General features: G+C 68.2%; 24 protein-coding genes and 1 pseudogene. 16 read left to right on the top strand and 9 right to left on the bottom strand.

Features of this window, described 5'->3' with window-relative positions; all coding sequences use genetic code 11:
- Positions 1–161 precede the first annotated feature (161 nt).
- From queA to JMF86_RS03200, 7 genes are all read left to right on the top strand, one after another.
- On the top strand, positions 162–1,229 hold the full coding sequence (queA, locus tag JMF86_RS03230) for a tRNA preQ1(34) S-adenosylmethionine ribosyltransferase-isomerase QueA (RefSeq protein WP_201316705.1): 1,068 nt from the start codon (positions 162–164) through the stop codon (positions 1,227–1,229).
- 229 nt (positions 1,230–1,458) lie between these two features.
- Positions 1,459–2,658 (top strand): tRNA guanosine(34) transglycosylase Tgt, encoded by a 1,200-nt coding sequence (gene tgt / locus JMF86_RS03225; protein WP_077179130.1) that lies wholly within the window; start codon positions 1,459–1,461, stop codon positions 2,656–2,658.
- Between the two features lie 237 nt (positions 2,659–2,895).
- Positions 2,896–3,219, top strand: coding sequence for a preprotein translocase subunit YajC (gene yajC, locus JMF86_RS03220; RefSeq protein ID WP_006476868.1), 324 nt, complete (start codon positions 2,896–2,898; stop codon positions 3,217–3,219).
- A gap of 106 nt (positions 3,220–3,325) precedes the next feature.
- A complete protein-coding gene (gene secD, locus JMF86_RS03215; RefSeq protein WP_006476869.1) occupies positions 3,326–5,347 on the top strand; it encodes a protein translocase subunit SecD in 2,022 nt (673 codons plus the stop codon).
- 18 nt (positions 5,348–5,365) lie between these two features.
- The gene (gene secF, locus JMF86_RS03210; RefSeq protein WP_006476870.1) at positions 5,366–6,316 is read left to right on the top strand and encodes a protein translocase subunit SecF; all 951 of its coding nucleotides are present in this window, start codon (positions 5,366–5,368) and stop codon (positions 6,314–6,316) included.
- A 217-nt stretch (positions 6,317–6,533) separates the two neighbouring features.
- Entirely contained in the window at positions 6,534–8,063 is a 1,530-nt protein-coding gene (locus tag JMF86_RS03205) for a S41 family peptidase (RefSeq protein ID WP_227745857.1), read from the top strand.
- Positions 8,064–8,187: 124 nt separating this feature from the next.
- On the top strand, positions 8,188–8,643 hold the full coding sequence (locus JMF86_RS03200) for a hypothetical protein (RefSeq protein ID WP_125380835.1): 456 nt from the start codon (positions 8,188–8,190) through the stop codon (positions 8,641–8,643).
- Positions 8,644–8,669: 26 nt separating this feature from the next.
- Here JMF86_RS03200 and JMF86_RS03195 read toward each other — a convergent pair whose 3' ends face one another.
- The 4 genes from JMF86_RS03195 to JMF86_RS03180 all read right to left on the bottom strand — a co-directional run bounded on the left by JMF86_RS03195 (position 8,670) and on the right by JMF86_RS03180 (position 11,924).
- Positions 8,670–9,947: an MFS transporter gene (locus tag JMF86_RS03195; protein ID WP_077179128.1), complete on the bottom strand. Its 1,278-nt coding sequence runs from the start codon at positions 9,945–9,947 to the stop codon at positions 8,670–8,672.
- A gap of 200 nt (positions 9,948–10,147) precedes the next feature.
- Complete coding sequence (locus tag JMF86_RS03190) at positions 10,148–10,729, bottom strand: YceI family protein (protein ID WP_006476873.1); 582 nt, start codon at positions 10,727–10,729, stop codon at positions 10,148–10,150.
- Between the two features lie 65 nt (positions 10,730–10,794).
- Positions 10,795–11,355 (bottom strand): YceI family protein, encoded by a 561-nt coding sequence (locus JMF86_RS03185; RefSeq protein ID WP_054927432.1) that lies wholly within the window; start codon positions 11,353–11,355, stop codon positions 10,795–10,797.
- An 8-nt stretch (positions 11,356–11,363) separates the two neighbouring features.
- Positions 11,364–11,924 carry a cytochrome b gene (locus tag JMF86_RS03180; protein WP_069232201.1) on the bottom strand — a complete coding sequence of 187 codons (561 nt, stop codon included), beginning with the start codon at positions 11,922–11,924 and terminating at the stop codon, positions 11,364–11,366.
- Between the two features lie 259 nt (positions 11,925–12,183).
- Here JMF86_RS03180 and JMF86_RS03175 point away from each other — a divergent pair, with 259 nt between their 5' ends.
- The 6 genes from JMF86_RS03175 to JMF86_RS03150 all read left to right on the top strand — a co-directional run bounded on the left by JMF86_RS03175 (position 12,184) and on the right by JMF86_RS03150 (position 19,859).
- A complete protein-coding gene (locus tag JMF86_RS03175) occupies positions 12,184–12,849 on the top strand; it encodes a paraquat-inducible protein A (protein ID WP_011544616.1) in 666 nt (221 codons plus the stop codon).
- Positions 12,846–13,481 carry a paraquat-inducible protein A gene (locus JMF86_RS03170; RefSeq protein WP_125380836.1) on the top strand — a complete coding sequence of 212 codons (636 nt, stop codon included), beginning with the start codon at positions 12,846–12,848 and terminating at the stop codon, positions 13,479–13,481. The genes JMF86_RS03175 and JMF86_RS03170 overlap by 4 nt, the downstream gene beginning before the upstream one ends.
- The gene (locus JMF86_RS03165) at positions 13,474–15,093 is read left to right on the top strand and encodes an intermembrane transport protein PqiB (RefSeq protein WP_006476877.1); all 1,620 of its coding nucleotides are present in this window, start codon (positions 13,474–13,476) and stop codon (positions 15,091–15,093) included. The genes JMF86_RS03170 and JMF86_RS03165 overlap by 8 nt, the downstream gene beginning before the upstream one ends.
- Complete coding sequence (locus tag JMF86_RS03160; protein WP_077179126.1) at positions 15,090–15,809, top strand: membrane integrity-associated transporter subunit PqiC; 720 nt, start codon at positions 15,090–15,092, stop codon at positions 15,807–15,809. Before JMF86_RS03165 ends, JMF86_RS03160 begins: the two co-directional genes overlap by 4 nt.
- Before the next feature lie 476 nt (positions 15,810–16,285).
- Positions 16,286–18,400: a site-specific recombinase gene (locus tag JMF86_RS03155; RefSeq protein WP_074801229.1), complete on the top strand. Its 2,115-nt coding sequence runs from the start codon at positions 16,286–16,288 to the stop codon at positions 18,398–18,400.
- Between the two features lie 154 nt (positions 18,401–18,554).
- Positions 18,555–19,859 (top strand): class I SAM-dependent RNA methyltransferase, encoded by a 1,305-nt coding sequence (locus tag JMF86_RS03150; protein WP_006476879.1) that lies wholly within the window; start codon positions 18,555–18,557, stop codon positions 19,857–19,859.
- A 73-nt stretch (positions 19,860–19,932) separates the two neighbouring features.
- Here JMF86_RS03150 and JMF86_RS03145 read toward each other — a convergent pair.
- Positions 19,933–20,128 (bottom strand): annotated as a pseudogene (locus JMF86_RS03145) (SRPBCC domain-containing protein); the annotation flags it as partial.
- A 119-nt stretch (positions 20,129–20,247) separates the two neighbouring features.
- Between JMF86_RS03145 and JMF86_RS03140 the strand changes: the two are divergent.
- The gene (locus JMF86_RS03140) at positions 20,248–20,652 is read left to right on the top strand and encodes a VOC family protein (protein WP_006476880.1); all 405 of its coding nucleotides are present in this window, start codon (positions 20,248–20,250) and stop codon (positions 20,650–20,652) included.
- A gap of 73 nt (positions 20,653–20,725) precedes the next feature.
- On the top strand, positions 20,726–21,412 hold the full coding sequence (locus JMF86_RS03135; RefSeq protein WP_011544611.1) for a YafY family protein: 687 nt from the start codon (positions 20,726–20,728) through the stop codon (positions 21,410–21,412).
- 78 nt (positions 21,413–21,490) lie between these two features.
- Here JMF86_RS03135 and JMF86_RS03130 read toward each other — a convergent pair whose 3' ends face one another.
- Positions 21,491–22,414, bottom strand: coding sequence for a carbon-nitrogen hydrolase family protein (locus tag JMF86_RS03130; protein ID WP_006476882.1), 924 nt, complete (start codon positions 22,412–22,414; stop codon positions 21,491–21,493).
- An 89-nt stretch (positions 22,415–22,503) separates the two neighbouring features.
- Between JMF86_RS03130 and JMF86_RS03125 the strand changes: the two genes are divergently transcribed.
- Positions 22,504–23,424, top strand: a complete 921-nt coding sequence (locus JMF86_RS03125; RefSeq protein WP_053526783.1) for a LysR family transcriptional regulator — start codon at positions 22,504–22,506, stop codon at positions 23,422–23,424.
- A gap of 92 nt (positions 23,425–23,516) precedes the next feature.
- On the opposite strand, the gene JMF86_RS03120 is transcribed toward JMF86_RS03125, so the two are convergent.
- The 3 genes from JMF86_RS03120 to JMF86_RS03110 are packed head-to-tail and all read right to left on the bottom strand — an operon-like array spanning position 23,517 to position 26,445.
- Positions 23,517–24,971 carry an NAD(P)(+) transhydrogenase (Re/Si-specific) subunit beta gene (locus JMF86_RS03120; protein ID WP_006483443.1) on the bottom strand — a complete coding sequence of 485 codons (1,455 nt, stop codon included), beginning with the start codon at positions 24,969–24,971 and terminating at the stop codon, positions 23,517–23,519.
- The gene (locus tag JMF86_RS03115) at positions 24,968–25,294 is read right to left on the bottom strand and encodes an NAD(P) transhydrogenase subunit alpha (RefSeq protein ID WP_006476884.1); all 327 of its coding nucleotides are present in this window, start codon (positions 25,292–25,294) and stop codon (positions 24,968–24,970) included. The genes JMF86_RS03120 and JMF86_RS03115 overlap by 4 nt, the downstream gene beginning before the upstream one ends.
- A gap of 11 nt (positions 25,295–25,305) precedes the next feature.
- Complete coding sequence (locus JMF86_RS03110; RefSeq protein ID WP_006476885.1) at positions 25,306–26,445, bottom strand: Re/Si-specific NAD(P)(+) transhydrogenase subunit alpha; 1,140 nt, start codon at positions 26,443–26,445, stop codon at positions 25,306–25,308.
- Positions 26,446–26,524: the final 79 nt, after the last annotated feature.

Genomic DNA, 26,524 nt, shown 5'->3' with positions numbered 1-26,524 from the left:
GTCTGGGTGCTTCGCAAGGCAAGTACAATAGCGGCTTTCACGTCGTCCGAACGAACGACGCCGGCCAGGCCGCGCATCCCGTCATCATAGCGGCTCGCGCGCGCCGATTACGCGTTTCCGCCCTGCCGGCGACGCCCGCCGGCCGCTTCGAACCAGCCCGCATGTTCACGCTTTCCGATTTCGATTTCAATCTGCCGCCCGAGCTGATTGCCCAAACCGCGCTGCCCGATCGCACCGCGAGCCGCCTGCTCGAGGTCGACGGCAGCGTCGCGCCCGCACGCCTCGTCGACCGCCATTTCGCCGAGCTGCCGTCGTGCATCGCGCCGGGCGACCTGCTCGTGTTCAACGATACCAAGGTGCTGAAGGCGCGTTTCTTCGGCCAGAAGGCCAGCGGCGGCAAGATCGAGGTGCTGATCGAGCGCGTGACCGGCACGCACACGGCGCTCGCGCAGATCCGCGCGAGCAAGTCGCCGGGCGCCGGCACGACGCTGCGCCTGGCCGATGCGTTCGACGTGACGGTCGGCGAGCGCGTCGAGCCGTTCTTCACGCTGCACTTCCCCGCGCCGTGCCTCGACCTGATCGAGCAGCACGGCCGGCTGCCGCTGCCGCCGTATATCGAGCACGACGCCGATGCGACCGACGAGACCCGCTACCAGACCGTCTATGCGAGCAACCCGGGCGCGGTCGCCGCGCCCACGGCCGGGCTTCATTTCGACCAGCCGCTGCTGGAGCAGCTCGACGCGATGGGCGTCGAGCGCGCGACGCTGACGCTGCACGTCGGCGCCGGCACGTTCCAGCCGGTGCGCGTCGAGAACATCGCCGAGCACAAGATGCACAGCGAGTGGTACGACCTGCCGCAGTCGCTGGTCGACAAGATCGCCGCGACCCGCGCGCGCGGCGGCAACGTGATCGCGGTCGGCACGACGTCGATGCGCGCGCTCGAAGCCGCGGCGCGCAGCGCCGACGAGGCCGGCCGCCCGCTCGCGGCGACGCAGGCCGAGACCGACATCTTCATCACGCCCGGCTACCGTTTCCGCGTGGTCGACCGGCTCGTGACGAACTTCCACCTGCCGAAGTCGACGCTGCTGATGCTGGTGTCCGCGTTCGCGGGCGTCGAGACGATCCGGGCCGCGTACCGGCACGCGATCGAAGAACGCTACCGCTTCTTCAGCTACGGCGACGCGATGCTGCTCACGCGGCGCGACACGCCGGAGGCGCCGGGCGCGTAAGCGCAGCCGACGGGATCGGCTCGATGCACACGATGGCCGGCGCGTCGCACTGCCGCCATGCCGTTTTTTTACGTTGTGCGCGCTACGCTGGCGCACACCCGCTTTTTCCCGCCGCCGATTTCCCGGGCGGCGTTTCCAACATGCGCCGGACTTGCGATCCGGAGTCAGCGCTTCAGCGCATACTCCGGTCCCATGCAGAGCTTTTTCCGGTAGCAAGGAGCACGACACGATGACCGATGGTTCATCCCACGATACGCACGCTGATACGCACGCCCCCGTGCAGGACCGCCCGGCCAACGGGCTCGAATTCGAATTGCTGACGACCGACGGCCACGCGCGCCGCGGCCGCGTGAAGCTCAATCACGGTACGGTCGAGACGCCGATCTTCATGCCGGTCGGCACGTACGGCACCGTGAAGGCGATCCAGCCGCGCGAGCTGCACGAGATCAAGGCCCAGATCATCCTCGGCAACACGTTCCACCTGTGGCTGCGCCCGGGCCTCGACACGATCGACGCGCACGGCGGCCTGCACGGCTTCATGGGCTGGAACAAGCCGATCCTGACCGATTCGGGCGGCTTCCAGGTGTTCTCGCTCGGCGACCTGCGCAAGATCACCGAGGACGGCGTCACGTTCGCGTCGCCGATCAACGGCGACAAGCTGTTCCTGTCGCCGGAAGTGTCGATGCAGATCCAGAAGGTGCTGAACTCCGACGTCGTGATGCAGTTCGACGAGTGCACGCCGTACGCGACCAACGGCGTGCCGACGACGCACCAGGAAGCGGCCGACTCGATGCGCATGTCGCTGCGCTGGGCGAAGCGCTCGCTCGACGAATTCCACCGGCTCGGCAACCCGAATGCGCTGTTCGGGATCGTCCAGGGCGGGATGTTCGAGGACCTGCGCGACGAATCGCTCGCGGGCCTCGCGGAACTCGGCTTCCACGGCCTCGCGATCGGCGGGCTGTCGGTGGGCGAGCCGAAGGAAGACATGATGCGCGTGCTGCAGCACGTGGGCCCGAAGCTGCCGGCCAACAAGCCGCACTACTTGATGGGCGTGGGCACGCCGGAGGATCTGGTCGAGGGCGTGGCGAACGGCATCGACATGTTCGACTGCGTGATGCCGACCCGCAACGCGCGCAACGGGTGGCTCTTCACGCGCTTCGGCGACGTGAAGATCCGCAACGCGACGCACAAGAACTCGTTGAAGCCGCTCGATTCGACCTGCACCTGCTACACGTGCCAGAACTTCTCGCGCGGCTATCTGCATCACCTGCACCGGGTCGGCGAAATCCTCGGCGCGCAGCTGAACACGATCCACAACCTGCACTACTACCTGCAGCTGATGAGCGAGATCCGCGACGCGATCGAAACGCATACGTTCGACGCATTCCGGCAGCGCTTCGCGGAGGATCGCGCCAGAGGGGTCGACTGACGGGCCGGCCGGCGGCCCGCACCGCGGCCAGTCACATAGGACGCGTACTAATTGGCACACTCAAATCGCCAGTCGCGACCGCCAAACATTACAATTACCTTTCCAAACAAGTCGCAACGGTATCGGTTCGTGCTTTAACAGCTTGATCCGAAAGCGCATTTGCCGATCCGTTCGCGCATGGGGCCGGTGGTAGAATAACCGGCTTATTTTTCGATCTTCCCCTACGGAGAGACCAACGTGCCGTTCATTTCCAATGCCTTCGCGCAAGGCGCCGGTGGCGCCGAATCGAGCCTGATGAGCTTCCTGCCGCTCATCCTGATGTTCGCGGTGCTGTACTTCATCATGATCCGTCCGCAGATGAAGCGTCAGAAGGAACACCGCAACATGCTCGCGGCCATGGCGAAGGGCGACGAAGTCGTCACGAGCGGCGGCCTCGTCGGCAAGGTGACGAAGGTCACCGAAGGCTACATCGGCGTCGAAATCGCCGAAGGCACCGAAATCACCGTGCAGAAGGCTGCCGTCACGACCATTCTGCCGAAGGGCACGATCAAGTCGCTGTAAGGCTTTCACCGAGCGTCCGGCTCCCCGCGCCGTGCCCGCCTGAGAGAGCGGGCCGCCGCGGCGCCGGACGCGACGCTTTCACGCCAACCACCCGTTCGGCCCCCTCATGAATCGTTATCCACTCTGGAAATATGTCGTGATGGTCGTGGCGCTCGCCATCGGCCTTCTGTACACATTGCCCAACTTCTTCGGCGAAGCGCCGGCGGTGCAGGTGTCGAGCGGCAAGGCCACGGTCAAGCTCGACTCGACCACGCTGACCCAGGTCGAATCGGCACTCGCGTCCGCGCAGATCAAGCCGGACGACGTCACCTTCGAGAACACGGCGACCAGCGCGAACATCCGCGTGCGCCTGAAGGACACCGATACGCAGCTGCGCGTCAAGGACCTGCTGCAGAAGTCGCTGAATGCCGACCCGAACGATCCGCAGTACGTCGTCGCACTGAACCTGCAGAGCGCGTCGCCGCGCTGGCTGACCGCCCTGCACGCGCTGCCGATGTATCTCGGCCTCGACCTGCGCGGCGGCGTGCACTTCCTGCTCCAGGTCGACATGACGGGCGCGCTCACGAAGAAGCTCGACTCCGACGCGTCCGACGCGCGCTCGCTGCTGCGCGACAAGAACATCCGCGACGGCGGCGTGAGCCGCGTCGAGCAGTCCGTGGTCGTCAACTTCAGCGATGCGCAGACGGCGGAAGACGCCCGCAAGGTGCTCGCCGCGTCGATCACCGAGCTGCAATGGGCGACCCAGCCCGGCGGCGGCGGCACGCAAGTCGTCGGCACCTTCACGCCGGCCGTGCAGAAGTCGGTCGAGGACGCCGCGCTCAAGCAGAACCTGACGACGCTCCACAACCGTGTGAACGAGCTCGGCGTGTCCGAGCCGATCCTGCAGCAGCAAGGCAGCGACCGCATCGTCGTCGAACTGCCGGGCGTGCAGGACACTGCGAAGGCGAAGGACATCATCGGCCGCACCGCGACGCTCGAGGCGCGCCTGGCCGACCCGATCAACACGCACCCGAACCCGAACGACCCCGTGCCGCCGGGCGAGGAGCTGTTCACGCAAGGCAACCAGGCGCCGGTGCTGCTGAAGAAGGACGTGATCTTCACCGGCGACCGCATCATCGATGCATCGGCCGGCTTCGACGAACACCAGCGTCCGTCGGTCAACATCCGCCTCGATTCGGCGGGCGGCCGCGCGGTGCGCACCGTATCGCGCGACAACATCGGCAAGCCGATGGCGATGGTGCTGTTCGAGAAGGGCAAGGGCGAAGTGCTGACGGTCGCGACGATCCAGTCGGAACTCGGCGACCGCTTCCAGATCACGGGCCAGCCGACGCCGCAGGCCGCGGCCGACCTCGCGCTGCTGCTGCGCGCCGGTTCGCTCGCCGCACCGATGGACATCATCGAGGAACGCACGATCGGCCCGAGCCTCGGCGCCGACAACATCAAGATGGGCGTGCACTCGGTGATCTGGGGCTTCTGCGCGATCGCCGTGTTCATGATCGCGTACTACATGCTGTTCGGCGTGGTGTCGGTGATCGGCCTGTCGGTGAACCTGCTGCTGCTCGTCGCCGTGCTATCGCTGATGCAGGCGACGCTGACGCTGCCCGGTATCGCGGCCATCGCGCTCGCGCTCGGTATGGCAATCGACTCGAACGTGCTGATCAACGAGCGCGTGCGTGAAGAACTGCGCGCCGGCCAGCCGCCGCAGCTCGCGATCCAGGCCGGCTACGCGCATGCGTGGGCGACGATTCTCGACTCGAACGTCACGACGCTGATCGCCGGCCTCGCGCTGCTTGCGTTCGGTTCGGGCCCGGTTCGCGCGTTCGCGATCGTGCACTGCCTCGGCATCCTGACGTCGATGTTCTCCGCGGTGTTCTTCTCGCGCGGGCTCGTCAACCTCTGGTACGGCGGCCGCAAGAAGCTGAAGTCGCTCGCGATCGGCCAGGTGTGGAAGCCGGAAGGCGCCGCTGCCGCCGCGTCGTTCACCGACGAGGACGAATCGACCGACACCGCGCGCGCCGCGAAGCTCGCCGCCCCGGCGAAGGGCAACGCGCCCCGCGCCGGCAAGCCGCAGTTGCGCAACCGCGCGCAGCAAGGCGTGTCGCCGAAGAAACCGGGCTCGACCCAATAAGGCCCCGGAGACGAAGCCATGGAATTTTTCCGCATCCGTAAAGACATTCCGTTCATGCGGCACGCGCTGGTGTTCAACGTGATCTCGCTGGTCACGTTCCTCGCCGCCGTGTTCTTCCTGTTCCACCGCGGGCTGCACCTGTCCGTCGAATTCACCGGCGGGACGGTGATCGAGGTGCAGTACCAGCAGGCCGCGGAACTCGAACCCGTGCGCGCGACGCTCGGCAAGCTCGGCTATGCCGACGCGCAGGTGCAGAACTTCGGCACGTCGCGCAACGTGCTGATCCGCCTGCAGCTGAAGGAAGGCCTCACGTCCGCGCAGCAGAGCGACCAGGTGATGGGCGCGCTGAAGGCGCAGAGCCCGGACGTCACGCTGCAGCGCGTCGAGTTCGTCGGCCCGCAGGTCGGTCGCGAGCTCGCGACCGACGGTCTGCTCGCGCTCGCGTGCGTCGTGATCGGCATCGTGATCTACCTGTCGTTCCGCTTCGAATGGAAGTACGCGGTGGCGGGCATCATCGCCAACCTGCACGACGTCGTGATCATTCTCGGCTTCTTCGCGTTCTTCCAGTGGGAGTTCTCGCTGGCGGTGCTCGCGGCGATCCTCGCGGTGCTCGGCTACTCGGTCAACGAGTCGGTCGTCATCTTCGACCGAATCCGCGAGACGTTCCGCCGCGAACGCAAGATGAGCGTGCAGGAAGTGATCAACCACGCGATCACGACCACGATGTCGCGCACGATCATCACGCACACGTCGACGGAAATGATGGTGCTGTCGATGTTCTTCTTCGGCGGTCCGACGCTGCACTACTTCGCGCTCGCGCTGACGGTCGGCATCATGTTCGGCATCTACTCGTCGGTGTTCGTCGCGGGCTCGCTCGCGATGTGGCTCGGCATCAAGCGCGAAGACCTGGTCAAGGAAAAGAAGACCGCGCACGATCCGGACGATCCGAACGCGGGCGCGCAGGTTTAAGCGCCACGCCGTTTCGGCATCGAAGCAAAGCCGGCCCGTCTGGGTCGGCTTTTTTTATGCGCGGGCCGCCGTCGTGCGGCGCGCCAACGGCTCGGCCGGCGCCGTCGCGGGTGTCGGCTACAATCGTCACCGCCCTGCCCCGCCGCATGCCGGCCGCGCGCCGGCCGGGCAAACCCCTCGCCATCCGTCCGAACGTGCGGTCCCGATGATGCTTCCCATGCGTGTCGTTCGTCGCCTCGCCGCCTGCGCTGCCGCCGCGGCCGCATTTCCGTATGCGTCGCTCGTCGGTGCGCAACCGGCATCCGCGCCGCCTGCCGTTGCACCTGCCCCCGCTTCGGTGCCCGCCGCCCAACCGCCGTCGCCCTGCCCGCCCGACTGGGAACCGCAGCTCTGCGAACTCAAAGCGGCCGTCGAAGTGCTGAAGCGGCAACACCTGACCGACGTCGACATCGGCGCGCTGCTCGACGCCGCGACCCACGAAGGCATCAAGACGCTGCCGTACGCGCGCTTCTTCAACGCGAAGGAAGAGCAGGAACGGCGCGACGACGAGCGGCGCGCGCGCGACGGCACGCCGGGCATCGGCATCGTGTTCGAGACGCGGCCCGACGGGCTGCACATCATCGACGTGATTCCCGATGCGCCGGCCGAAAAGACCGGTGTGCGGCCCGACGACCTCGTCGTCGCGATGAACGACAGGAGCGTCGTCGGCATCGACGGCGGCGAGTTGATGAAGCTCGCGAAGGGCGACGCGGGCGTGCCGCTGAAGCTCACGGTGCAGCGCGGCCCGCAGCATGCGGTGCTGACCTTCGCGCCCGTGCGCGCGATCGTCAAGCCGCATCCGGCGACCGCGAAGCGGCTCGACGGCGACATCCTGTACACGCGGCTGTCGAGTTTTCCGGAGCCGGCGGTCGGCGACTATATCGACGCGGTGCAGGCCGCGCGCCGCGCGGGCCCGCCGGTGAAGCAGATGATCCTCGACCTGCGCATCAACGGTGGCGGTGCGCTCAATGCGGCGATCGGCATCACCGCGCTGTTCGCGGGACGCGACCGCACCGCGATGGTGACGGTCGAGCGCGACGGCACGCACCGCCGCCGCTACACGACCAACTGGCCCGACTACGAACTGCCCGTCATGCACGGCCAGGACCCGCTCGCGCCGCTACAGGCCGACGACTGGTGGCGCACCGTACCGCTCGTGGTGCTGGTCGACGGCCAGAGCGCGTCGGCCGCCGAAGCGACCGCGGCGGCGCTGAAGGATCTCGGCCGCGCGACACTGCTCGGCATGCCGACCTACGGGAAAGGGCTCGCGCAAACGGGCGTCGACCTGATCGACGGCACGCGCCTGAATTTCACGTTCGCGCGCAACCTGCGGCCGAACGGGTGCCCGATGGATGGTTACGGCGTCGTGCCGGACCGGCTCGTGCCGCCGCGCCGCGATGCGGACGTCGACGGCGTGCTGCTGTGGTACCGGGAAGTCGATCTCGCCCGCGCGCCCTATGCGGACCGGCAGGCGCCCGACCCGTTCGCGCAGGTGCGCAAGGCCCGGCAGAAGCTGCGCGAAGCGCGCGTGCGCGCGAAGGTCGATACGGCGAGGAGCGCGGCGCTGCCGCAGCGCGCATTCGGCACGGCGGCCGACTGGCAGCTCCGTCAGGCGCTCAATGCCCTCGCCGGCCGCCCGGTGCAGACCATCGCCGCGCCCGCGCAACTGATGCCGGCGCAACCGGTCTGCGAGCGCGGCGGCAACTGACGCGCCGCCGCGCCGGACCGGGCGCCACGATGATAAATTGAATGCTCCAATCACTTCATCCGGACCCAGCCCGATAATGCGTACTCAGCCAGGCGGAGCCCTCCGGGGGTTCAAGTATTCACTCGTGACGACCATCATGGGCGCGCTTATCGGCAGCTTCGGCACCTGGATGGTCGACCGCAACATGGTCAGCGCAGCACGCGAGACGGCCCGTCTCGCAGAGCAACGCACGGCGTTTGTCGAAGTATGGGGGCAAGCCGAGCTATTCGCCTTGAAGCAGGCGCGATATGACGACTTCTCGTCGCTCGACGATTTGGCGGCGAAAATGCCGCAAAACCCGGTGTCAGCAATTTTCCGGAACAACTATCGTGTGCTCGGAGCTGAAGCGAATCGCGCCCAAGATGAAGCGCGTAACTCGCTCGCGGCCAAGCACCTGCTCCTGTCGGAACCGCAATACGCCACGGCCCGCCGCTTCATCGACGCCACATCCGCGGAGAACCGAACCGGAAAGCGCGTCACGGCGGCCAATCTCGAAGCGCTACGCGCGACTGCGAAGACGCTTCTCGCTAGCGACGGCTGAATCGCAGCCATCACTAGCTACACGAGTCACCGAAACCCGAACCGCTTGCGCAGCACGACCAGCGCCGCGAGGCTCAGCACGGCCGCGAACATCAGATAGAAGCTCGGCGCGGTCTTCATCCCGGTCTCGCGGATCAGCCACGCGATGATGAACGGCCCGAAGCCGCCGAAGATCGTCACCGCGACGTTATAGGCGAGCGACATCCCGGTCGTGCGCGTCTGCACCGGAAACACCTCGGACAACAGGCCCGGCAGCGCCGCGAAGTAGCCGGTCATCAGGAACGCGAGCAGCACCTGCAGCGCGATCAGCGTGCCGAAGCCCGGATGCGCGACGAGATACGCGAACGCCGGATAAATCAGCACGAGGATGCCGACGGCCGGCGCGATCATCACGCGCACGCGGCCGTAGCGATCCGACCAGTGCCCGACGAGCGGCGCGAACGCCATCTGGATCACGCCGACCACGAGAATCGCGGCAAACGCGGCCGACGGCGCGAGGCCCAGCTGCTTCACGCCGTAGGTCGGCATGAACAGCACGAGATAGGTGGCGACGGTGCCGAGCACGACCACGCCCATGGCCGCGACGAGGCGCGCCTTGTGCGACGCGAACGTATCGCGCAGCGGGTTCGCGGTGCCTTCGGCCGCGAGGAATTCGGGCGTCTCGTCGACCTTGGTGCGGATGTAGTACGCGACGGGCCCGAGCAGCAACCCGAAGAAGAACGGCACGCGCCAGCCCCACGACGCCATCTGGTCGGCCGTGAGCTGCGCGTTCAGCACGGTGCCGAAACCCGCGGCGAGCAGCGTCGTGAGCCCTTGGCTCGCGACCTGCCAGCTCGCGAAGAAGCCGCGCCGGCCCGGCACGTGCTCGGCGAGGAACGCGGTCGCGCTGCCGAACTCGCCGCCGGCCGAGAAGCCCTGCATCAGCCGCGCGGCGACGAGGATCACCGGCGCGGCGACGCCGATCGTCCCGTAGGTCGGCAGCACCGCGATGATCAGCGTGCCGGCCATCATCAGCAGGATCGACAGCGTGAGCGCGGCCTTGCGACCCGCGCGGTCGGCATACGCGCCGAGCACGATCGCGCCGAGCGGGCGCATGAAGAACGACACGCCGAACGTGCCGAGCGTGAGCAGCAGCGACACGGTGTCGTTGCCGGCCGGGAAGAACAGCTTCGAGATCGTCACCGCGAAAAAGCCGTAGACGACGAGATCGAACCACTCGAGCGCGTTGCCGATCGACGCGGCGACCACCGCGCGCCACACGCGCGGCGACGAGGCAATGGAGCTGGACTGCGTGACGGCATGCATCGGCGATCTCCTTGTCGTTGTACGTTCTGTTCGAGGCGGCCGCCGTCGCGCCGTCGCGCCGTCGGCCTGCCCGGCGCCGCATGGCCACATGCGGCGCTCGGGCGATTATAGGCGCGCAAAAAAAACCGCCGCGCCCCGGTAACGGGAGCGCGGCGGTTTGCCCGCGGGGCCGGCGCGACGGCCGGCCCCGCCGGGGAGTCTTACTGCTGCTTGACCGCTTCGGCCGTGATCAGCAGCTTCGTCTTCATCTTGAAGCCGTACTGCTTGCCGTAGTCGAGGCCGAAATCGTCGCGGCTGAATTCGCCGACCGCATCGACGCCGCACACTTCACGCTTGAGCATCGGGTGCGGCATGCACTTGAACGAATCGATCTTCAGCGTGAGCGGCTTCGTGACGCCGTGCAGCGTCAGGTTGCCGACCACCGACACCGGCTTGTCGCCGTCGAACTTGATCGTGCCCTTGTAGTTCGCCTGCGGGAACTTCGCCGCATCGAAGAACTCGGCCGTCTGCAGGTGCTCGTCGAGCTTCGCGCTGCCCGTGTGGATCGACGCGATGTCGGTCGTCACGTCGACCGTGCCGGTCTTCGCCGCGCGATCGAGCGTCACGGTGCCGCTCGACTTGTCGAACTTGCCGCGCCAGACCGACAGGCCGCCGAAGTGGTCGGCCTCGAAGCTCGGGTACGTGTGGCTCGGATCGAACTGGTAGGTTGCGCTTTCGGCGAAGGCCGAGAACGACAGGGAAGCGGCCAGAGCGCCGGCAGCGATGATCAGATGCTTTTTCAAACTTTTTCTCCTGGAAACGGCGCCGCGCCCTCGCGCGGCATTCAGTTGAGGCGGCAACCTGCCGCTTACTTCGTGGCGACGAGATGGAACTTGATCTGCACTTCGTCCGCGACGATCGACGTGTCCTTCCACTCGCCGGTGCCGACGTTGAAGGTCGAACGCTTGATCGGCAGCACGCCGTCGAACGTCTGCGTCGCGCCGTTTTGCGCGACCGTGACGGGCACCGTGACGGTCTCGGCCTTGCCCTTGATCGTCAGCTTGCCGGTCACGTTGTACTTGTTGCCGCCGGCCGGCGCGATCGCCGACGACACGAAGGTCGCCTGCGGATAGGTCTTCGCATCGAACCAGTCCTTGCCGGCGACCTGGTCGTTGTACATCTTGTCGCCGAGGTCGAAGCTCGCGACGTCGATCGTCATTTGCGCGCTGCCCTGCGCGGCTTTCGCCGGGTCGAACTTCACCTGCGCGGAAAACTTCTTGAACGCGCCTTCGGTCGGCACGTTCATCTGCTTCGACACGGCGGACACCTTGCTCTTCGCGAGATCGACGTCGGCATGCGCCGCGCCCGACGCGACAAGCACCGCCGCGGCGAACGCGGTCAGCATGGAGCGGGAGAAAGACACTTTCATGGGATCCTTCATTTGGCAAAGGGAAGCATGCGCGACAACAGGCCGTCGCGGTCCAACAGCTGATGCTTGAGCGCCGCGAGCACGTGCATCGCAACGAGCGCAAGCAGAATGTAATTCAAAGACACATGCAGCGTCTTGAAGGTTTCCTTGAGCGCCGGATCGGGGTCGATCAGGCGCGGCAGCGGCACGATACCCAGATAGACGACCGGAATGTTCGACGCCGAGCTGTACAGGTAGCCCGTCACCGGGATCACGATCATCAGCACGTACAGCAGCATGTGCACGCCGTGCGATGCCGCGCGCTGCCACGCCGGCGTGCCGCCCGGCAGCGGCGGCGGCACGTGGGTCGCACGCCAGAGCACGCGCACGACGGCCAGCGCGAACACCGTCACGCCGATCCACTTGTGCCACGAGAAGTACTTCAGCTTGGTCGGCGTGAAGCCGGGGATGTCCGTCATCACCCAGCCGAGCGCGAAGCCGCAGATGATCAGCAGCGCGATCAGCCAGTGCAAGGCGATCGCGGTGTGCGCGTAGCGTGCCGGCGCGGCCGGCGGCGATTTCGATGCCATCTTGGATTCCTCAGTTCAGCGAACGGCCGCGCCGGTAAATTCGTCCGACGCATGTCAAGGGCGCCATGCTACCGCAACCTTTTGACGCGCGCGGACTCTGAGGACAGGCGCGCCAGCCGGCTGACGGCTTCCCGCCATGTTACCGACCGGTCACGAAACTCACGATCCTTGACGCATCGAAAAAGCCCTTTTGGTAAGATTGGCGCGGGTTCCGGCCCCGTCGACGTGTTCCCCCAGCCGTCGCAACACCGCCTTTTCCATGCAACGATACGACCTGATTGCCTGCCACGAATGCGACGCACTGTTGCATAAACCGCGCCTGAGCGGCCGCCAGATCGCGCGCTGTCCGCGCTGCGACGCACTGCTCTATCGCAACAGCACCACGCAGATCGAGCGCATCACCGCGCTCGCGGTCGCCGCGCTCGTCACGTTCATCATCGCGCAGACGTTCCCGATCCTCGAAATGGACCTGAACGGCACGCGCGTGCAGACGACGCTGATCGGCGCGATCGACACGCTGTGGCATCAGGACATGGAGATCGTCGGCGTGATGGTGTTCTGCTCGACCGTGCTGTTCCCGCTCGTCGAGATGGCCGCGCTGCTGTACGTCCTGCTACCAATCCGCCGCGGCGTCGTGCCGCCCGGCCTCAACCTCGTGCTGCGCACGATCCAACTCGTGCGGCCGTGGGGGATGATCGAGGTGTTCATGCTCGGCATCCTGGTCACGATCGTAAAGATGGTCAGCCTCGCGCGCGTCGTGCCCGACGCGGCGCTGTTCGCGTTCGGCGCGCTCACGCTGATGACCGCCGTCGTGCTGATGTTCGACCCGCGCACCGTGTGGGACATCGCCGACGACCTGCGCGCCGGCCGCGCGCCGGCGCGGCCCGACCCCGCCGCGCCGCTGCCGGACGCGCCCCGCCGATGACGAGCCCCACGCCGATCGCCGCCCGCGAGGGCTATGCCAGCTGCCACGCGTGCGGGCTCGTGCAGACGATCGACCAGCCGCACGCGCATTGCGCGCGCTGCGGCAGCGCGCTGCACGTGCGCACCCCGAACAGCATCATGCGCACGTGGGCGCTGCTGCTCGCGGCCGCGATCCTCTACATTCCGGCGAACCTGCTGCCGATCATGCGCACGTCGTCGATCGTCGGCTCGCAGCAGGACACGATCATGAGCGGCGTCATCTATTTCTGGACGTCCGGCGACTGGCCGCTCGCCGTGGTGGTGTTCGTCGCCAGCATTCTCGTGCCGATGCTCAAGCTCGGCGTGCTGACGATCCTCGTCACCAGCGCGCAGCGCCGCGCCGCCTGGCGGCCGCTGCAGCGCACGCGCCTCTACCGGATCGTCGAGCGCATCGGCCGCTGGTCGATGCTCGACATCTTCGTCGTGACGCTGACCGTCGCGCTCGTCCATTTCCGTTCGCTCGCCGTCATCACGGCCGGCCCCGGCGCACTCGCGTTCGGCTCGGTCGTGATCCTGACGATGCTCGCGTCGATGCAGTTCGATCCCCGCCTGATCTGGGATCCAGTCGAAACCTCAGGGAATCACCATGAATAGTCCACAAGGCCCGCAGCACGACGCGCCCCGGCCGCCCGATCCGGCGATCTCGACGAAAAGCGGCTGGCTGCCGTCGCTCGTCTGGCTCGTGCCGCTGATCGCCGCGCTGATCGGCATCGGCCTCGTGATCAAGTCCGTGCGCGAGCGCGGCCCGGAAATCACGATCAGCTTCCACAGCGCCGAAGGGCTCGAGCCGGGCAAGACCCAGGTCAAGTACAAGGACGTCGAGATCGGCACGGTCAAGACGATCAAGCTGTCGAAGGACCTGTCGCGCGTGCTGGTCCAGGTGCAACTCAAGAAGGAAGCGGAAGACTTCGCGGTCCAGGGCTCGCGCTTCTGGATCGTGCGGCCGCGCGTCGGCGCGACCGGCGTATCGGGGCTCGGCACGCTGCTGTCCGGCGCGTACATCGGCGTCGACGCCGGCCACGGCCAGGACACGCTGACCGATTTCACCGGCCTCGAAACGCCGCCCGCCGTCACGGGCGACCAGAAAGGCACGCAATACGTGCTGCGCGGCGATTCGCTCGGCTCGGTGGACATCGGCTCGCCGGTCTACTATCGCCGCGTCCAGGTCGGCCAGGTGGTCGGCTTCTCGCTCGACAAGGACGGCACGGGCGTCACGTTCAACGTGTTCGTCAATGCGCCGTACGACCAGTACGTCGGCATGAATACGCGCTGGTGGCAGGCGAGCGGCGTCGATCTGCGGCTCGACTCGAGCGGCCTGAAGCTGAACACGCAGTCGCTCGCGACCGTGATCCTCGGCGGCATCGCGTTCCAGACGCCGCCGAACCAGGGCAGCGGCACGACCGCGCCGAACAACACGACGTTCCGCCTCGGCTCCGACGAGGGCGACGCGATGCGCGACCCGGACGGCCAGCCGCTGCAGGTCGTGATGAACTTCAACCAGTCGCTGCGCGGGCTCGCCGTCGGCGCGCCGGTCGATTTCCGCGGCATCGTGCTCGGCGAAGTGACGAACATCGGCATCGACTTCGATCCGAAGACGAAGAACTTCCTGATGCCGGTGACGATCAACGTGTATCCGGAACGCCTCGGCCGCCGCTTCCGCGAGACGATCGAAAGCAAGGGCGAACCGGCGCGCCGCGAGATCGTCGAGCGGCTCGTCCAGCACGGGCTGCGCGGCCAACTGCGCACCGGCAACCTGCTGACGAGCCAGCTGTACGTCGCGCTCGACTTCTTCCCGAAGGCGCCGCCCGTGAAGATCGATACCGCCCACCTGCCGTTCGAGCTGCCGACCGTGCCGAACACGCTCGACGAGCTGCAGCTGCAGGTCGCCGACATCGCGAAGAAGCTCGACAAGGTGCCGTTCGACCAGATCGGCGCGAACCTGAACAGCGCGCTCGCGAACGCCGACAAGCTGTTCAAGCAGCTCGACACGCAGGTCGCGCCGGAAGCGCGCGACACGCTGTCGGCCGCGAAGCAGACCTTCTCGACCGCCGAGGCGACGCTGCAGCAGGATTCGCCGCTGCAGTCCGACGTGCGCGGCGCGCTGAAGGAGCTCACGCGCACGCTGCAATCGCTGAACGCGCTCGCCGACTATCTGGAGCGCCACCCCGAATCGCTGCTCAAGGGCAAGCCAGGAGATAAACAATGACGACACGCGTGAACGGTTTCGCGAGCGGCGCGGCGGCGGCGCTCGCCGCACTCGCGCTCGCCGCATGCAGCTCGCCGCCCGCACGGTTCTACACGCTCAGCCCGGCCGACGCCGCGGCGCCGCTGCGCACCGCGCCGGCCAACCCGGCGTTCCTGATCGAGGTGCCGTCGGTCGGCGTGCCCGAGCAGGTCGCGAAGAGCCAGCTGGTCGTGCAGAAGAACGCCGCGCAGGTCGACGTGCTCGAGCAGGAACGCTGGGCGTCGCCGCCCGCCGACGAGATCCGCCGCGCGCTGTCGGACGATCTGGCCGCGCAGCTCGGCACGATCGACGTCGCGAATTCCGCGTATCCGGCCGGCGTGCCCGTGTACCGCATCAGCGTGAACGTGCAGCGCTTCGAATCGTGGCCGGGCAAGCGCGCGGCGGTCGACGCCGTCTGGAGCGTGCGCTCGCTCGCCACGCAGGCCGTGATGACCTGCCGCACGAGCGTCGCCGAACCGGTCGCCGACGGCTACGATGCGCTCGTCGCCGGCCACCGGCGCGCGCTCGACGTGATTGCCACGCAGGCCGCGGCCGGCGTGCGCGCGATGGCCGCCCGTCGCGGCGCGCCGACCGCGCCCGCTGCCGGCGGCAAGACGGCCGCCGCGCCGGTCGTGCCGTGCCCGGCCAACCCGACGTCCGGCGGCGACGCCGGCGCGACGGGCAAGTCCGGCGCATAAGCGAACGCGCACGGCGCGCGGGCGACGTTCGACACGACGTTCGCCTGCGCGGTATGGAATGGCGCGGTGCGGCCGGCAGCACGCGCGCCCGTCGTCGGCTGCACGCCGCTGCCACCGGCCCCGCGCACTGCCTTCACTGGCCGAACGGCCATGACATTCTTTGTCAAAGCCGCCGGAACCCGCGTCATGCAATGCGGTCGGCTTGCGTTTTCCGGCCCGATTGACGATCCTACGCACTTTCAGGCTCGCGCCGTAAGTCGTGCGCGCGAGCCGGCGGCGCCGGGCCGCGCTCGGCCCGACCGCCGTGCCTCCCGGCGCCCGCACGCGAATCGCGTGCACCGCGGCAGGGCAGCCGCATCGCGGGTCGCCGTGCCCCGTCCGGCACCGGCCCCGTCTCACCCGTTCTCACCGGCGTCGCGCCGTTTCCCCGGCCGGCATCCCGAACCCGCCCGTCCCGGGCTTTCGCTATCCCGTTTATGTTTCGTTCCCTGACGACCCTGATCAAGAAGTGGCGCGCGTCGCGCAATGCCGGTCACCAGCTCGATGCGCTGCTCGCGCATGCCGACGCCGACGCGTCGTACGCCGAGCGCAGCGAATGGCTGATCGAGCTCGCGCACTGGCTGCGCCGCAACGGTACGGTGCAGGACACGCCGGCCGAGCGCGACGCCGACACGCGCACGTATCCGGCCCATGCGCGGCTGCGCTACCTGTTCCACGTGCTCGACCGCAACCCCGCGTGGAAAGCGCACGCGGCGCGCATCCTGCGCGGCATCCTGCGCGAGTGCGACGGCATCTCGCTGCTGTGCGACGCCGGCATGCCGGTGCATTCGGGCTTCTTCGGCGCATTGTTCGAGCGGATCGATTCGTCGCTGATCCCGCCCGCGCCGAACCGCCGCGAACTGTCGGCGCTGTTCACGCTGATGTTCCCCGCGCCCGAGGACGCGAAATGGATCGACGCGCTGCCCGACGACCTGCTCGCGCGCCTCGCCGGCCTGATCTCGTTCGACGTCACCGAGGAAGAGCGCCACGAGCCCGGCTCGTTCTCGCGCGACCTGCTGGCCGCGCTGCACAACCTGACCTGCCAGATCAGCTCGACCGGCCTGTCGCAGACGGTGCGCAGCCGGCTGTCCGACGACGATGCGCGCAAGCCGCTCGAATCGCAGCCGTTCTACCGCCTCACCCGCGCGATGCTCGCGGTCGAGACCGCGCATGCGGCCGTCGAGGACGGCGGCGACCCGAGCAAGCTGCTGCACGAGGTGAACTACCTGCGCGTGCTGCTCGACGAATGCCGGATCGCCGTCGACGACGTGTTCGCGCACCTGTACCGCAACGGCGTGTCGGTCGACATCGTGTTCCAGGTCGAGCGGATGCGCATGCGCATCCTGCGCGCGGAAACGCTGCTGAACGCGTGGATGGCACGCGACGACCTGCACGGGATGGCGCACCTGACCGCCGAGCTGGTCGACGCGAACCAGAACAGCCAGAGCGTCGCGCACCTCGTGCGCAGCAACTTCTCGCTGTTCGCGCGCAAGCTCGTCGAGACCAACGCGGACACCGGCGAGCACTACATCTCGCGCGGCCGCACCGAGTACCTGAAGATGCTGCGGATGGCCGCGGGCGGCGGCCTCGTCACCGTCGTGACCGTGTGCGTGAAGTTCGCGATCACGGGCGCGCACCTGCAGTCGATGCTCGAAGGGCTGCTCGCGGGCATCAACTACGCGGCCAGCTTCATGCTGATGCACTTCCTGCACTTCACGCTCGCGACCAAGCAGCCCGCGATGACCGCGCCGACGCTCGCACGCGAGCTCGACGACACCGGCCACGAGGAAGGCGTGAAGACGTTCGTCGCGTCGGTGATCGCGCTGATCCGCACGCAGGCGGCCGCGATTTCCGGCAACGTGCTCGTCGTGCTGCCCGTGTGCCTGCTCGTGCAGCTGTTCGCGAGCAACGTGCTGCACGCGAACCTGATCTCGCCGGAGAAGGCGCACGCGACGCTGCATTCGTTCTCGCTGCTCGGCCCGACGCCGTTCTATGCCGCGCTCACCGGCGTGCTGCTGTGGGCGTCGAGCCTGCTCGCGGGCTGGGCCGACAATTGGTTCGTGCTGCACCGGGTCGGCGACGCGCTCACGTACAACCGCCGGCTGCGCCTGACGCTCGGCGCGACCGGCGCCGCGAAGCTCGCGCACTTCTGCCGCTCGAACGTCGCCGGCGTGGTCGCGAACGTCGGCCTCGGCCTGATGCTCGGCCTCGTGCCGGCGATCGTCACCGTGTTCATGTTCCCGTTCGAGGTGCGGCACGTGACGCTGTCGGCCGGCTCGATCGGGATCGCGCTCGGCGTGCTGGGCAAGGGTGCGCTCGGCACGCCCGAGCTGTGGTGGGCCGCCGCAGGCGTGCTCAGCATGGCGATCCTCAACGTGCTCGTGAGCTTCGCGCTCGCGTTCACGATGGCCGTGCGCTCGCGCAGCCTGCGGCCGACCAAGGTGCGTGCGCTCGTCGCGGCGATCGTCCGCACGGTGCTGTCGAACCCGCTCGCGCTGTTCTGGCCGGCGGGCAACCCCGCCGCGCGCGCCGGCCAGCCGGGCACGCACTGACTTGTGGCGCGGTGGCGGCGCCCGGCCGGGCGCCCCTCGCCGCCCTCCCGGCACGCGCGAGCGGCCGTCGCCCCGACGCCGCCGCGCCGAAACGCCGGCCCCGGTCGCCCGCGCCGCGTACAATAGTGGACTTTTGCACGTCCTCACCCGCCTTATGTCCTCGCCCACCCTGTTCGAATTCTTCGCCCCCTGCCCGCGCGGCCTCGAAGCGGCGCTTGCCGCCGAGCTGGCCGAAATCGCCGGCCGCCACCTGAACGGCGCGCCGTTCACCGCGGGCGCGCAGGTGCCGGGCGGTGTCCATTTCAGCGGCGGCTGGGCCGCCGGCATGGCCGCGAACCTCCATTCGCGGATCGCGAGCCGGATCCTGCTGAAGATCGCGCACGGCCCGTACCGCAACGAACAGGACGTCTACGCGCTCGCGCTCGAGCAGCCGTGGGAACGCTGGTTCGCGTCGACGCAGACGCTGCGCATCGACATCACCGCGATCAAGTCGCCGCTGAAGAGCCTCGAATTCACGACGCTGCGCGTGAAGGATGCGATCTGCGACCGGATGCGGGAGAAAACCGGCTCGCGCCCGAGCATCGACACCGGTGCGCCGGACGTGCGCGTGTTCGCGTTCCTGACCGTCAACGAGTGCACGCTGTACCTCGACACGTCGGGCGAGCCGCTGTTCAAGCGCGGCTGGCGTCTCGACAAGGGGGCGGCGCCGCTGCGCGAGAACCTCGCGGCCGGCATCCTGCGCCTGACGGGCTGGACGCCCGGCACCGCGCTGTACGACCCGATGTGCGGCAGCGGCACGTTCCTCGCGGAAGCCGCGCAGATCGCGCTTGGCGTGGCGCCCGGCGTCGAGCGCCGGTTCGGCTTCGAAAAGCTCAAGCAGTACGACATCACCGCATGGCAAGGGCTGAAGGTCCCGGCGCTCGACGCGAAGCGTGCAGCGCGCGCCAAGCGCGGCGAAGCGCTCGGCGTGTACGGCAGCGACATCTCCGGCGACATGCTCGAGAAGGCGCGCGCGAACCTCGAACGCGCGGGCGTGCCGTCGGTGTGGCTCAAGCAGGTCGACGCGCGCGGGATGACGCCGCCGTGCGACGGGCCGGGCATCCTCCTCGCGAACCCGCCGTACGGCGAGCGGATCGAAGTGCGCGGCCGCAGCGCGCGCGGCGAGGTGCGCGAAACCGGCCGCAACCGCGGCAACGACGACGCATTCCGCCGCACGCACACCGACGCGCCGGACAGCGAGTTCTTCAACGCGCTCGGCGATGCGCTGAAGCAGCGCTTCACGGGCTGGCAGGCATTCCTGCTGACGTCCGACCGTTCGCTGCCGGGCCAGTTGCGCCTGCGCGAATCGGCCAAGACGCCGCTGTTCAACGGCGCGCTCGAATGCCGGCTGTTCCGCTTCGACCTGATCGCCGGCAGCGTGAAGGCGCGCCCGGCGGCAGCGGAAGGCGACGACGCGTAAGCCAGCCGTCCGCTTCCACGCGCAACGACTTCCAGGGGCCGCCATCGCGGCCCCTGTGCTTTTGCGGAGCCGGTCAGGGCTTCGACTGCGACCAGCGCGCCATCGTGAACGGCAGCGCGTGCCCCGTCTCGAGCAGCGACTTCAGGCTCGACAGCACGACCGGCCAGCCGCCGCGAATCCCGCGATCCCTCTCCGAACCGGGCGCGAGCCCGTCGTGCGTGGCGGTCAGCTTCACGACCGCCGGCGTGCGGCTCGACCAGACAGATGACAACTCTACTGACAATACGGTGTCAGCAGCCCGCGCTCACACTGCAATCCCGGCGCAATGCAGGCTGGTTTCCACACCGAATCCGCATAACAACGCAAACAACGCAACAAGGAGCTCGTCATGACGTCAGCAACCGCCACTGCCACCCCGGAACGCGCGATCGCCTGGTTCGACATTCCGTCCCTCGATTTCGACCGCGCGATCCGCTTCTACGAAACCGTGCTGCAAACCACGTTGCAGCGCGCGGTCATCGGCGGCGTGCCGATGGCGACGTTCGATCGCGACGCGTCGAGCACGGGCGGTAGCATCGTGTTCGATCCGCAGCAGATCAAGCCGAGCGCGAACGGCGTGCTCGTCTACCTGAACGCCGGCGAATCGGTCGTCGCGGCGCTCGAACGCGCGAAGCGCGCGGGCGGCGTCGTGCAGGGCTCGGTCGTCGAGCTGCCGAACAACTACGGCTACGTCGGCTACCTGATCGACACGGAAGGCAACCGCGTCGGCCTGCACGCGCCGAAATGCCACTGAGCGCAGCGGTCAGCGGGCCGGCGCGGCGCTATCATCGCGAAGTCCCCGTCGCCAGAGGAATCGAGGTGCTGTCATGACCCGCCGTGCCGACCGCCTGTTCCAGATCGCCGAGCTGTTGCGCGGGCGTCGTCTCACGACCGCGCAACAGCTGGCCGACTGGCTGTCGGTGTCGCCGCGCACGGTCTATCGCGACGTGCGCGACCTGCAACTGTCAGGGGTGCCGATCGAAGGCGAAGCCGGCATCGGCTACCGGCTGAACCGCAACGCGAGCCTGCCGCCGCTCACGTTCACGGCCGAGGAGCTGGCGGCGCTCGCCACCGGCGCGCGCATGCTCGAGACCTGGGGCGGCGCGCGCTTCGCGAGCGGCGCGCGCTCGGCGCTCGCGAAGATCGCGTCGGCGATGCCGGCCGACAAGCGCACGGCGCTCGACCGGCTGCCCGTGTTCGCGCCGTCGTTCCACATCGACGAGACGTTTTGCGCGAAGGTCGACGCGATCCACCAGGCGATCGACACGCGCCACATCGTCAGCTTCGACTACCGCGACCGGCTCGGCGCGCATTCTCAGCGACGCGTCTGGCCGCTCGGGCTCGTCTACTGGGGCGGGCGCTGGACGATCGGCGCGTGGTGCGAGCTGCGCGGCGATTTCCGCACCTTCGACATCGCGCGGATGGGCGACATCACCGTGCACGAGCAGTTTCCGGACATGGAAGGCCGGCGGATCGCCGACTACATGCGGATCGCGGAAGCGCCCATGCGCTGACGCGCTGACGTGGCAAGGCGGCGGACACGCGCCGCCCTTCATTTTCCGGGCGCCATGTGGCGCCCGGCCCCACTTTCGTCACCCACCGAACACCACCGGCCGCTTCGGCCGCTCGTCGACGTGCAGCGAAAACACGTCCGCACGCGCATAGTGGCCAACGACGTCGAAGTCGTAGCGCGCCTTCACGAGCTCGTCGGTGTCGATCCGCGCGGTCACGAGCCCGGCCTCGCCGATCAGCGGCTCCGCCAGCAGTTCGCCGAGCGGCCCGACGATCACGCTGCCGCCGCGGATCAGCGGCCGCTCGGGGTCCCAGCCCGGCACGTCGATGCCGAGCGCGCGCGGCGACGGCTGCACCTGGCACGCGCTCACGACGAAGCAGCGCCCTTCGTGCGCGATGTGCCGCATCGAGCTCTGCCACACGTCGCGCTCGTCGACGGTCGGCGCACACCAGATCTGCACGCCTTTCGCGTACATCGCGCAGCGCAGCAGCGGCATGTGGTTCTCCCAGCAGATCGCGGCGCCCGCGCGGCCTGCGGCCGTGTCGACGACCGGCAGCGTCGAGCCGTCACCCTGCCCCCAGATCAGCCGCTCGGTGCCGGTCGGCATCAGCTTGCGGTGCTTCGCGACGAGCCCGTCGCGCGGATCGAAGAACAGCGCCGTGCAGTACAGCGTGCTGCCGCCGCGCTCGATCACGCCGACCACGAGGCTCGCGCCGGTGCGCTGCGACAGCGCGGCCAGCTCGTCGGTTTCCGGCCCCGGCACGTCGATCGCCTGCGCGGCGTAGCGCGCATACGCGTCGCGCCCCTCGGGCAGCCGGTAGCCAAGCCGCGTGCCGAAGATCTCGCCTTTCGGATAGCCGCCGAGCACGGCCTCGGGCAGCACGACCAGCGACGCGCCGCTGTCGCGGATCGCGGTTTCGTAGCCGAGGATCGTGTCGAGCGTGGCGCGCGTGCCGGCGGGCGACGCGCCGATCTGCAGCGCGGCGATGACTGAGGTGGACATGAAGGCGTCTCCGGTGAATGCGGTGAGTGGGATGACGCCATCTTTGTCGATATCATTTCATCGATCAAATCGATACAACGATAACTGACATGAATGTAGATGATATCGCCGGCCTCGACCTGAACCTGCTGAAGGTGTTCGAGGCGCTGTACGAGGAAGGCGGCGCGAGCCGCGCGGCGCTGCGGCTCGACCTCACGCAGTCGGCGGTCAGCGCGGCGCTCGGGCGGCTGCGCGTGATCTATGCCGATCCGCTGTTCGTGCGCACCGGCCGCGGGCTCGCGCCGACGCCGCGCGCGGACGAACTGAAGCCGATCCTGTCCGATGCGCTCGACCGCTGCCGCGAAAGCCTCGCGATCGCGGCCGACGGTGGCGACCGCGTCGGCCGCACGATCTCGATCGGGCTGTCCGACGATTTCGAGATCGCGCTCGGCCGTGCGTTGATCGACGCGGTCGCGCACGAAGCCGCCGGCATCCGGCTGATCTTCCGGCAGACCCACAGCGGCATCGCCGGCGACGCGCTGCTGCGTCACGGCATCGACCTCGCGATCGCGTCGGGCGGGTTCTCGGCGAACGGGCTCAGCCGGCGCGCGGTCGCGACCGGCGGCTATGCGTGCCTGATCGATCCGGCCGGCCGCGCGCGGGCGCCGCGCACGCTGACGCTCGCCGAGTTCCTGCGGCGCGACCATCTGCTCGTGTCGTCGGGCGGCGTGATCGGGATCGTCGACGAGGCGCTGGCCGCGCTCGGCCACAAACGGCGCGTCGCGGCATCGACCACGCATTTCGCCGCGCTGCCGTACCTGCTCGCCGGCTCCGACGCGGTCGCGACGATTCCCGCGCACGCGGCGCATGCGATCGCGCAGGCGACCTCGCTGCGTGCGCTCGCGTGCCCGGTCGACCTGCCGCGCTATCCGGTCGAAATCGGCTGGCGCACGAGCACGCAGCGCGATCCGGCGATCGTGCGCGTACGCGACGCGATCGCCGCCTGCGTCGCACGCCTCGTCGCCCCATGAAAAAGGCCCGGCCGGCTTCTTGTACCGGTCGGGCCTGTCCGGGGGCGCGGCGCCGCGCATCGAAGCAGGCGCCGCGTAGCCGGGGGCGTACGTTACTCGACGGCCTTCACCATATCCTCGATGACCTTCTTCGCATCGCCGAACACCATCATCGTCTTGTCCATGTAGAACAGGTCGTTGTCGAGCCCCGCGTAGCCGGCCGCCATCGAGCGCTTGTTGACGATCACCGTGCGCGCCTTGTACGCCTCGATGATCGGCATCCCCGCGATCGGCGATTTCGGATCGTTCTTCGCGGCCGGGTTCACGACGTCGTTCGCGCCGAGCACGAGCACCACGTCCACCTGACCGAATTCGCCGTTGATGTCCTCCATCTCGTGCACGATCTCGTACGGCACTTCCGCTTCCGCGAGCAGCACGTTCATGTGGCCCGGCATCCGCCCCGCAACCGGGTGGATCGCGTACTTCACGTCGATGCCCTTCTCGACCAGCTTGTCGGTCAGCTCCTTCAGCGCGTGCTGCGCGCGGGCGACGGCGAGCCCGTAACCCGGCACGATCACGACCGATTCCGCGTTGCCGAGCATGAACGCCGCGTCGTCGGCCGAACCCGACTTCACCGGCCGCTGCTCCTGCGCGCCCGCCGCGCCGCCGGCCGCCGCTTCGCCGCCGAACCCGCCGAGGATCACGTTGAAGAACGAGCGGTTCATCGCGTGGCACATGATGTACGACAGGATCGCGCCCGACGAGCCGACCAGCGAGCCGGCGATGATCAGCATCGCGTTGTTCAGCGAGAAGCCGATGCCGGCCGCGGCCCAGCCCGAGTACGAGTTCAGCATCGACACGACCACCGGCATGTCCGCGCCGCCGATCGGGATGATGATCAGCACACCGAGCACGAACGCGATCGCCGTCATGATGATGAACGGCAGCCACGCCTGCGTGATGAAGAACAGGATGCCGAAGCCGAGCATCGCGATCGCGAGCATCAGGTTGATCAGGTGCTGGCCGGCATACACGACCGGCGCGCCCTGGAACAGCCGGAACTTGTACTTGCCCGACAGCTTGCCGAACGCGATCACCGACCCGGAGAACGTGATCGCGCCGACGAACGTGCCGATGAACAGCTCGACGCGGTTGCCGTACGGGATGAAGCTCGACGACACCGCGTCCTGCGGCACGAGCCCGAATGCTTCCGGCTCCGACACGACCGCATACGCGATGCACACGGCCGCGAGACCGATCAGCGAGTGCATCGCCGCGACGAGTTCCGGCATCTTCGTCATCTCGACGCGCGCGGCGACGAATGCCCCGACGCCCCCGCCGACGATCAGCGCGCCGAGCACGAGCGCGAGGCCGAGCGGCAGGTTCGCGCCGAGCCATGCGGCCTGCTTGACGATCAGCGCGATCGTCGTGAGGATCGCGATGGCCATCCCGACCATCCCGAACAGGTTGCCGCGCCGCGCGCTCTTCGGGTTCGACAGCCCCTTCAGCGCCTGGATGAAGCACACCGACGCGACGAGGTACAGCAGCGTAACGACGTTCATGCTCATCGCGCGCCCTCCTTGCCGCCCTCGACACGCTTGGGCTCCTTCTTGCGGAACATCTCGAGCATGCGCCTCGTCACGAGAAAGCCGCCGAACACGTTGACGGCCGCGAGCGCGACCGCGAGCGTGCCGAAGAACTTGCCGGTCGCGCCGACGGTGAGCGCCGCCGCGAGCATCGCGCCGACGATCACGATCGCCGAGATCGCGTTGGTCACGGCCATCAGCGGCGTATGCAGCGCCGGCGTGACGTTCCAGACGACGTGGTAGCCGACGTACACCGCCAGCACGAAGATGATCACGTTGATCACCGTGTGATTGATGACTTCCATGGTCTCCTCCGTTATTTGCGCGTGACTTCACCGTCGCGGCACAGCAGCGTCGCGGCGACGATGTCGTCGGTCAGGTCGATATTCAGCGTGCCTTCCTTCGTGACGATCAGCTTCAGGAAGTCGAGCAGGTTGCGTGCATACAGCGCCGACGCGTCCGACGCGACCATCGACGCGAGGTTCGTGTAGCCGGCGATCGTCACGCCGTTGTGCACGATCACCTGGTCGGCGACGGTCAGCGGGCAGTTGCCGCCCTTGCGGCCGTCGACTTCCGGGCCGCGGCCGGCCGCGAGATCGACGAGCACCGAACCGGGCTTCATCGACTGCGCGGTGTCCACCGAGATCAGCGTCGGCGCCGGGCGGCCGGGAATCAGCGCGGTCGTGATCACGATGTCGGCCTGCTTCGCGCGTTCGTGCACGAGCGCGGCCTGACGGCCGAGCCACGACGGCGGCATCGGGCGCGCATAGCCGCCGACGCCCTGCGCAGCTTCGCGCTCTTCGTCGGTTTCGAACGGGACGTCGAGGAATTTCGCGCCGAGCGACTCGATCTGCTCCTTCACCGCCGGCCGCACGTCGGATGCCTCGATCACCGCGCCCAGCCGCTTCGCGGTCGCGATCGCCTGCAGGCCCGCGACGCCCGCGCCGAGAATCAGCACGCGCGCCGCCTTCACGGTGCCCGCGGCCGTCATCAACATCGGCATGAAGCGCGGATACAGCGACGCGGCCACCAGCACGGCCTTGTAGCCGGCGATGTTCGCCTGCGACGACAGCACGTCGAGACTCTGCGCACGCGTGGTGCGCGGCGCGGCCTCGAGCGCGAAACCGGTCACGCCGGCCGCGGCGAGTTGCGCCGCCTGCTCGCCGTTGAACGGCTCGAGCATGCCGACCAGCACGGCGCCGCGCTTGAGCAACGGCAGTTCGGCGTCGGTGGGCGCCTGGACCTTCAGCACGAGGTCGGCGGCAAAAGCGGCCGACTGGTCGGTCAATTCTGCGCCGGCGGCCACATAGGCTTCATCGGGATAGCTGGCGGCACTGCCGGCCCCTTTCGCGATACTGACCCGATGGCCGGCCGCCGCGTATTTCTTCACGGTTTCCGGCGTCGCGGCCACGCGCGCCTCGTTGGCCCGCGTTTCAGCAGGCACTCCAATATGCATCGTCAGTTCCTCCAGTCATTGTCAGTATTTCTTTTCTTGCATTCTTTACTGCGCAACGAGCCGGACAGGCTGACTTACC

The organism is Burkholderia sp. E168m15 (genome assembly GCF_016586105.1).
In the GTDB taxonomy this organism is placed as follows: domain Bacteria; phylum Pseudomonadota; class Gammaproteobacteria; order Burkholderiales; family Burkholderiaceae; genus Burkholderia; species Burkholderia orbicola.
This window is presented reverse-complemented; position numbering and strand designations above follow the sequence as displayed.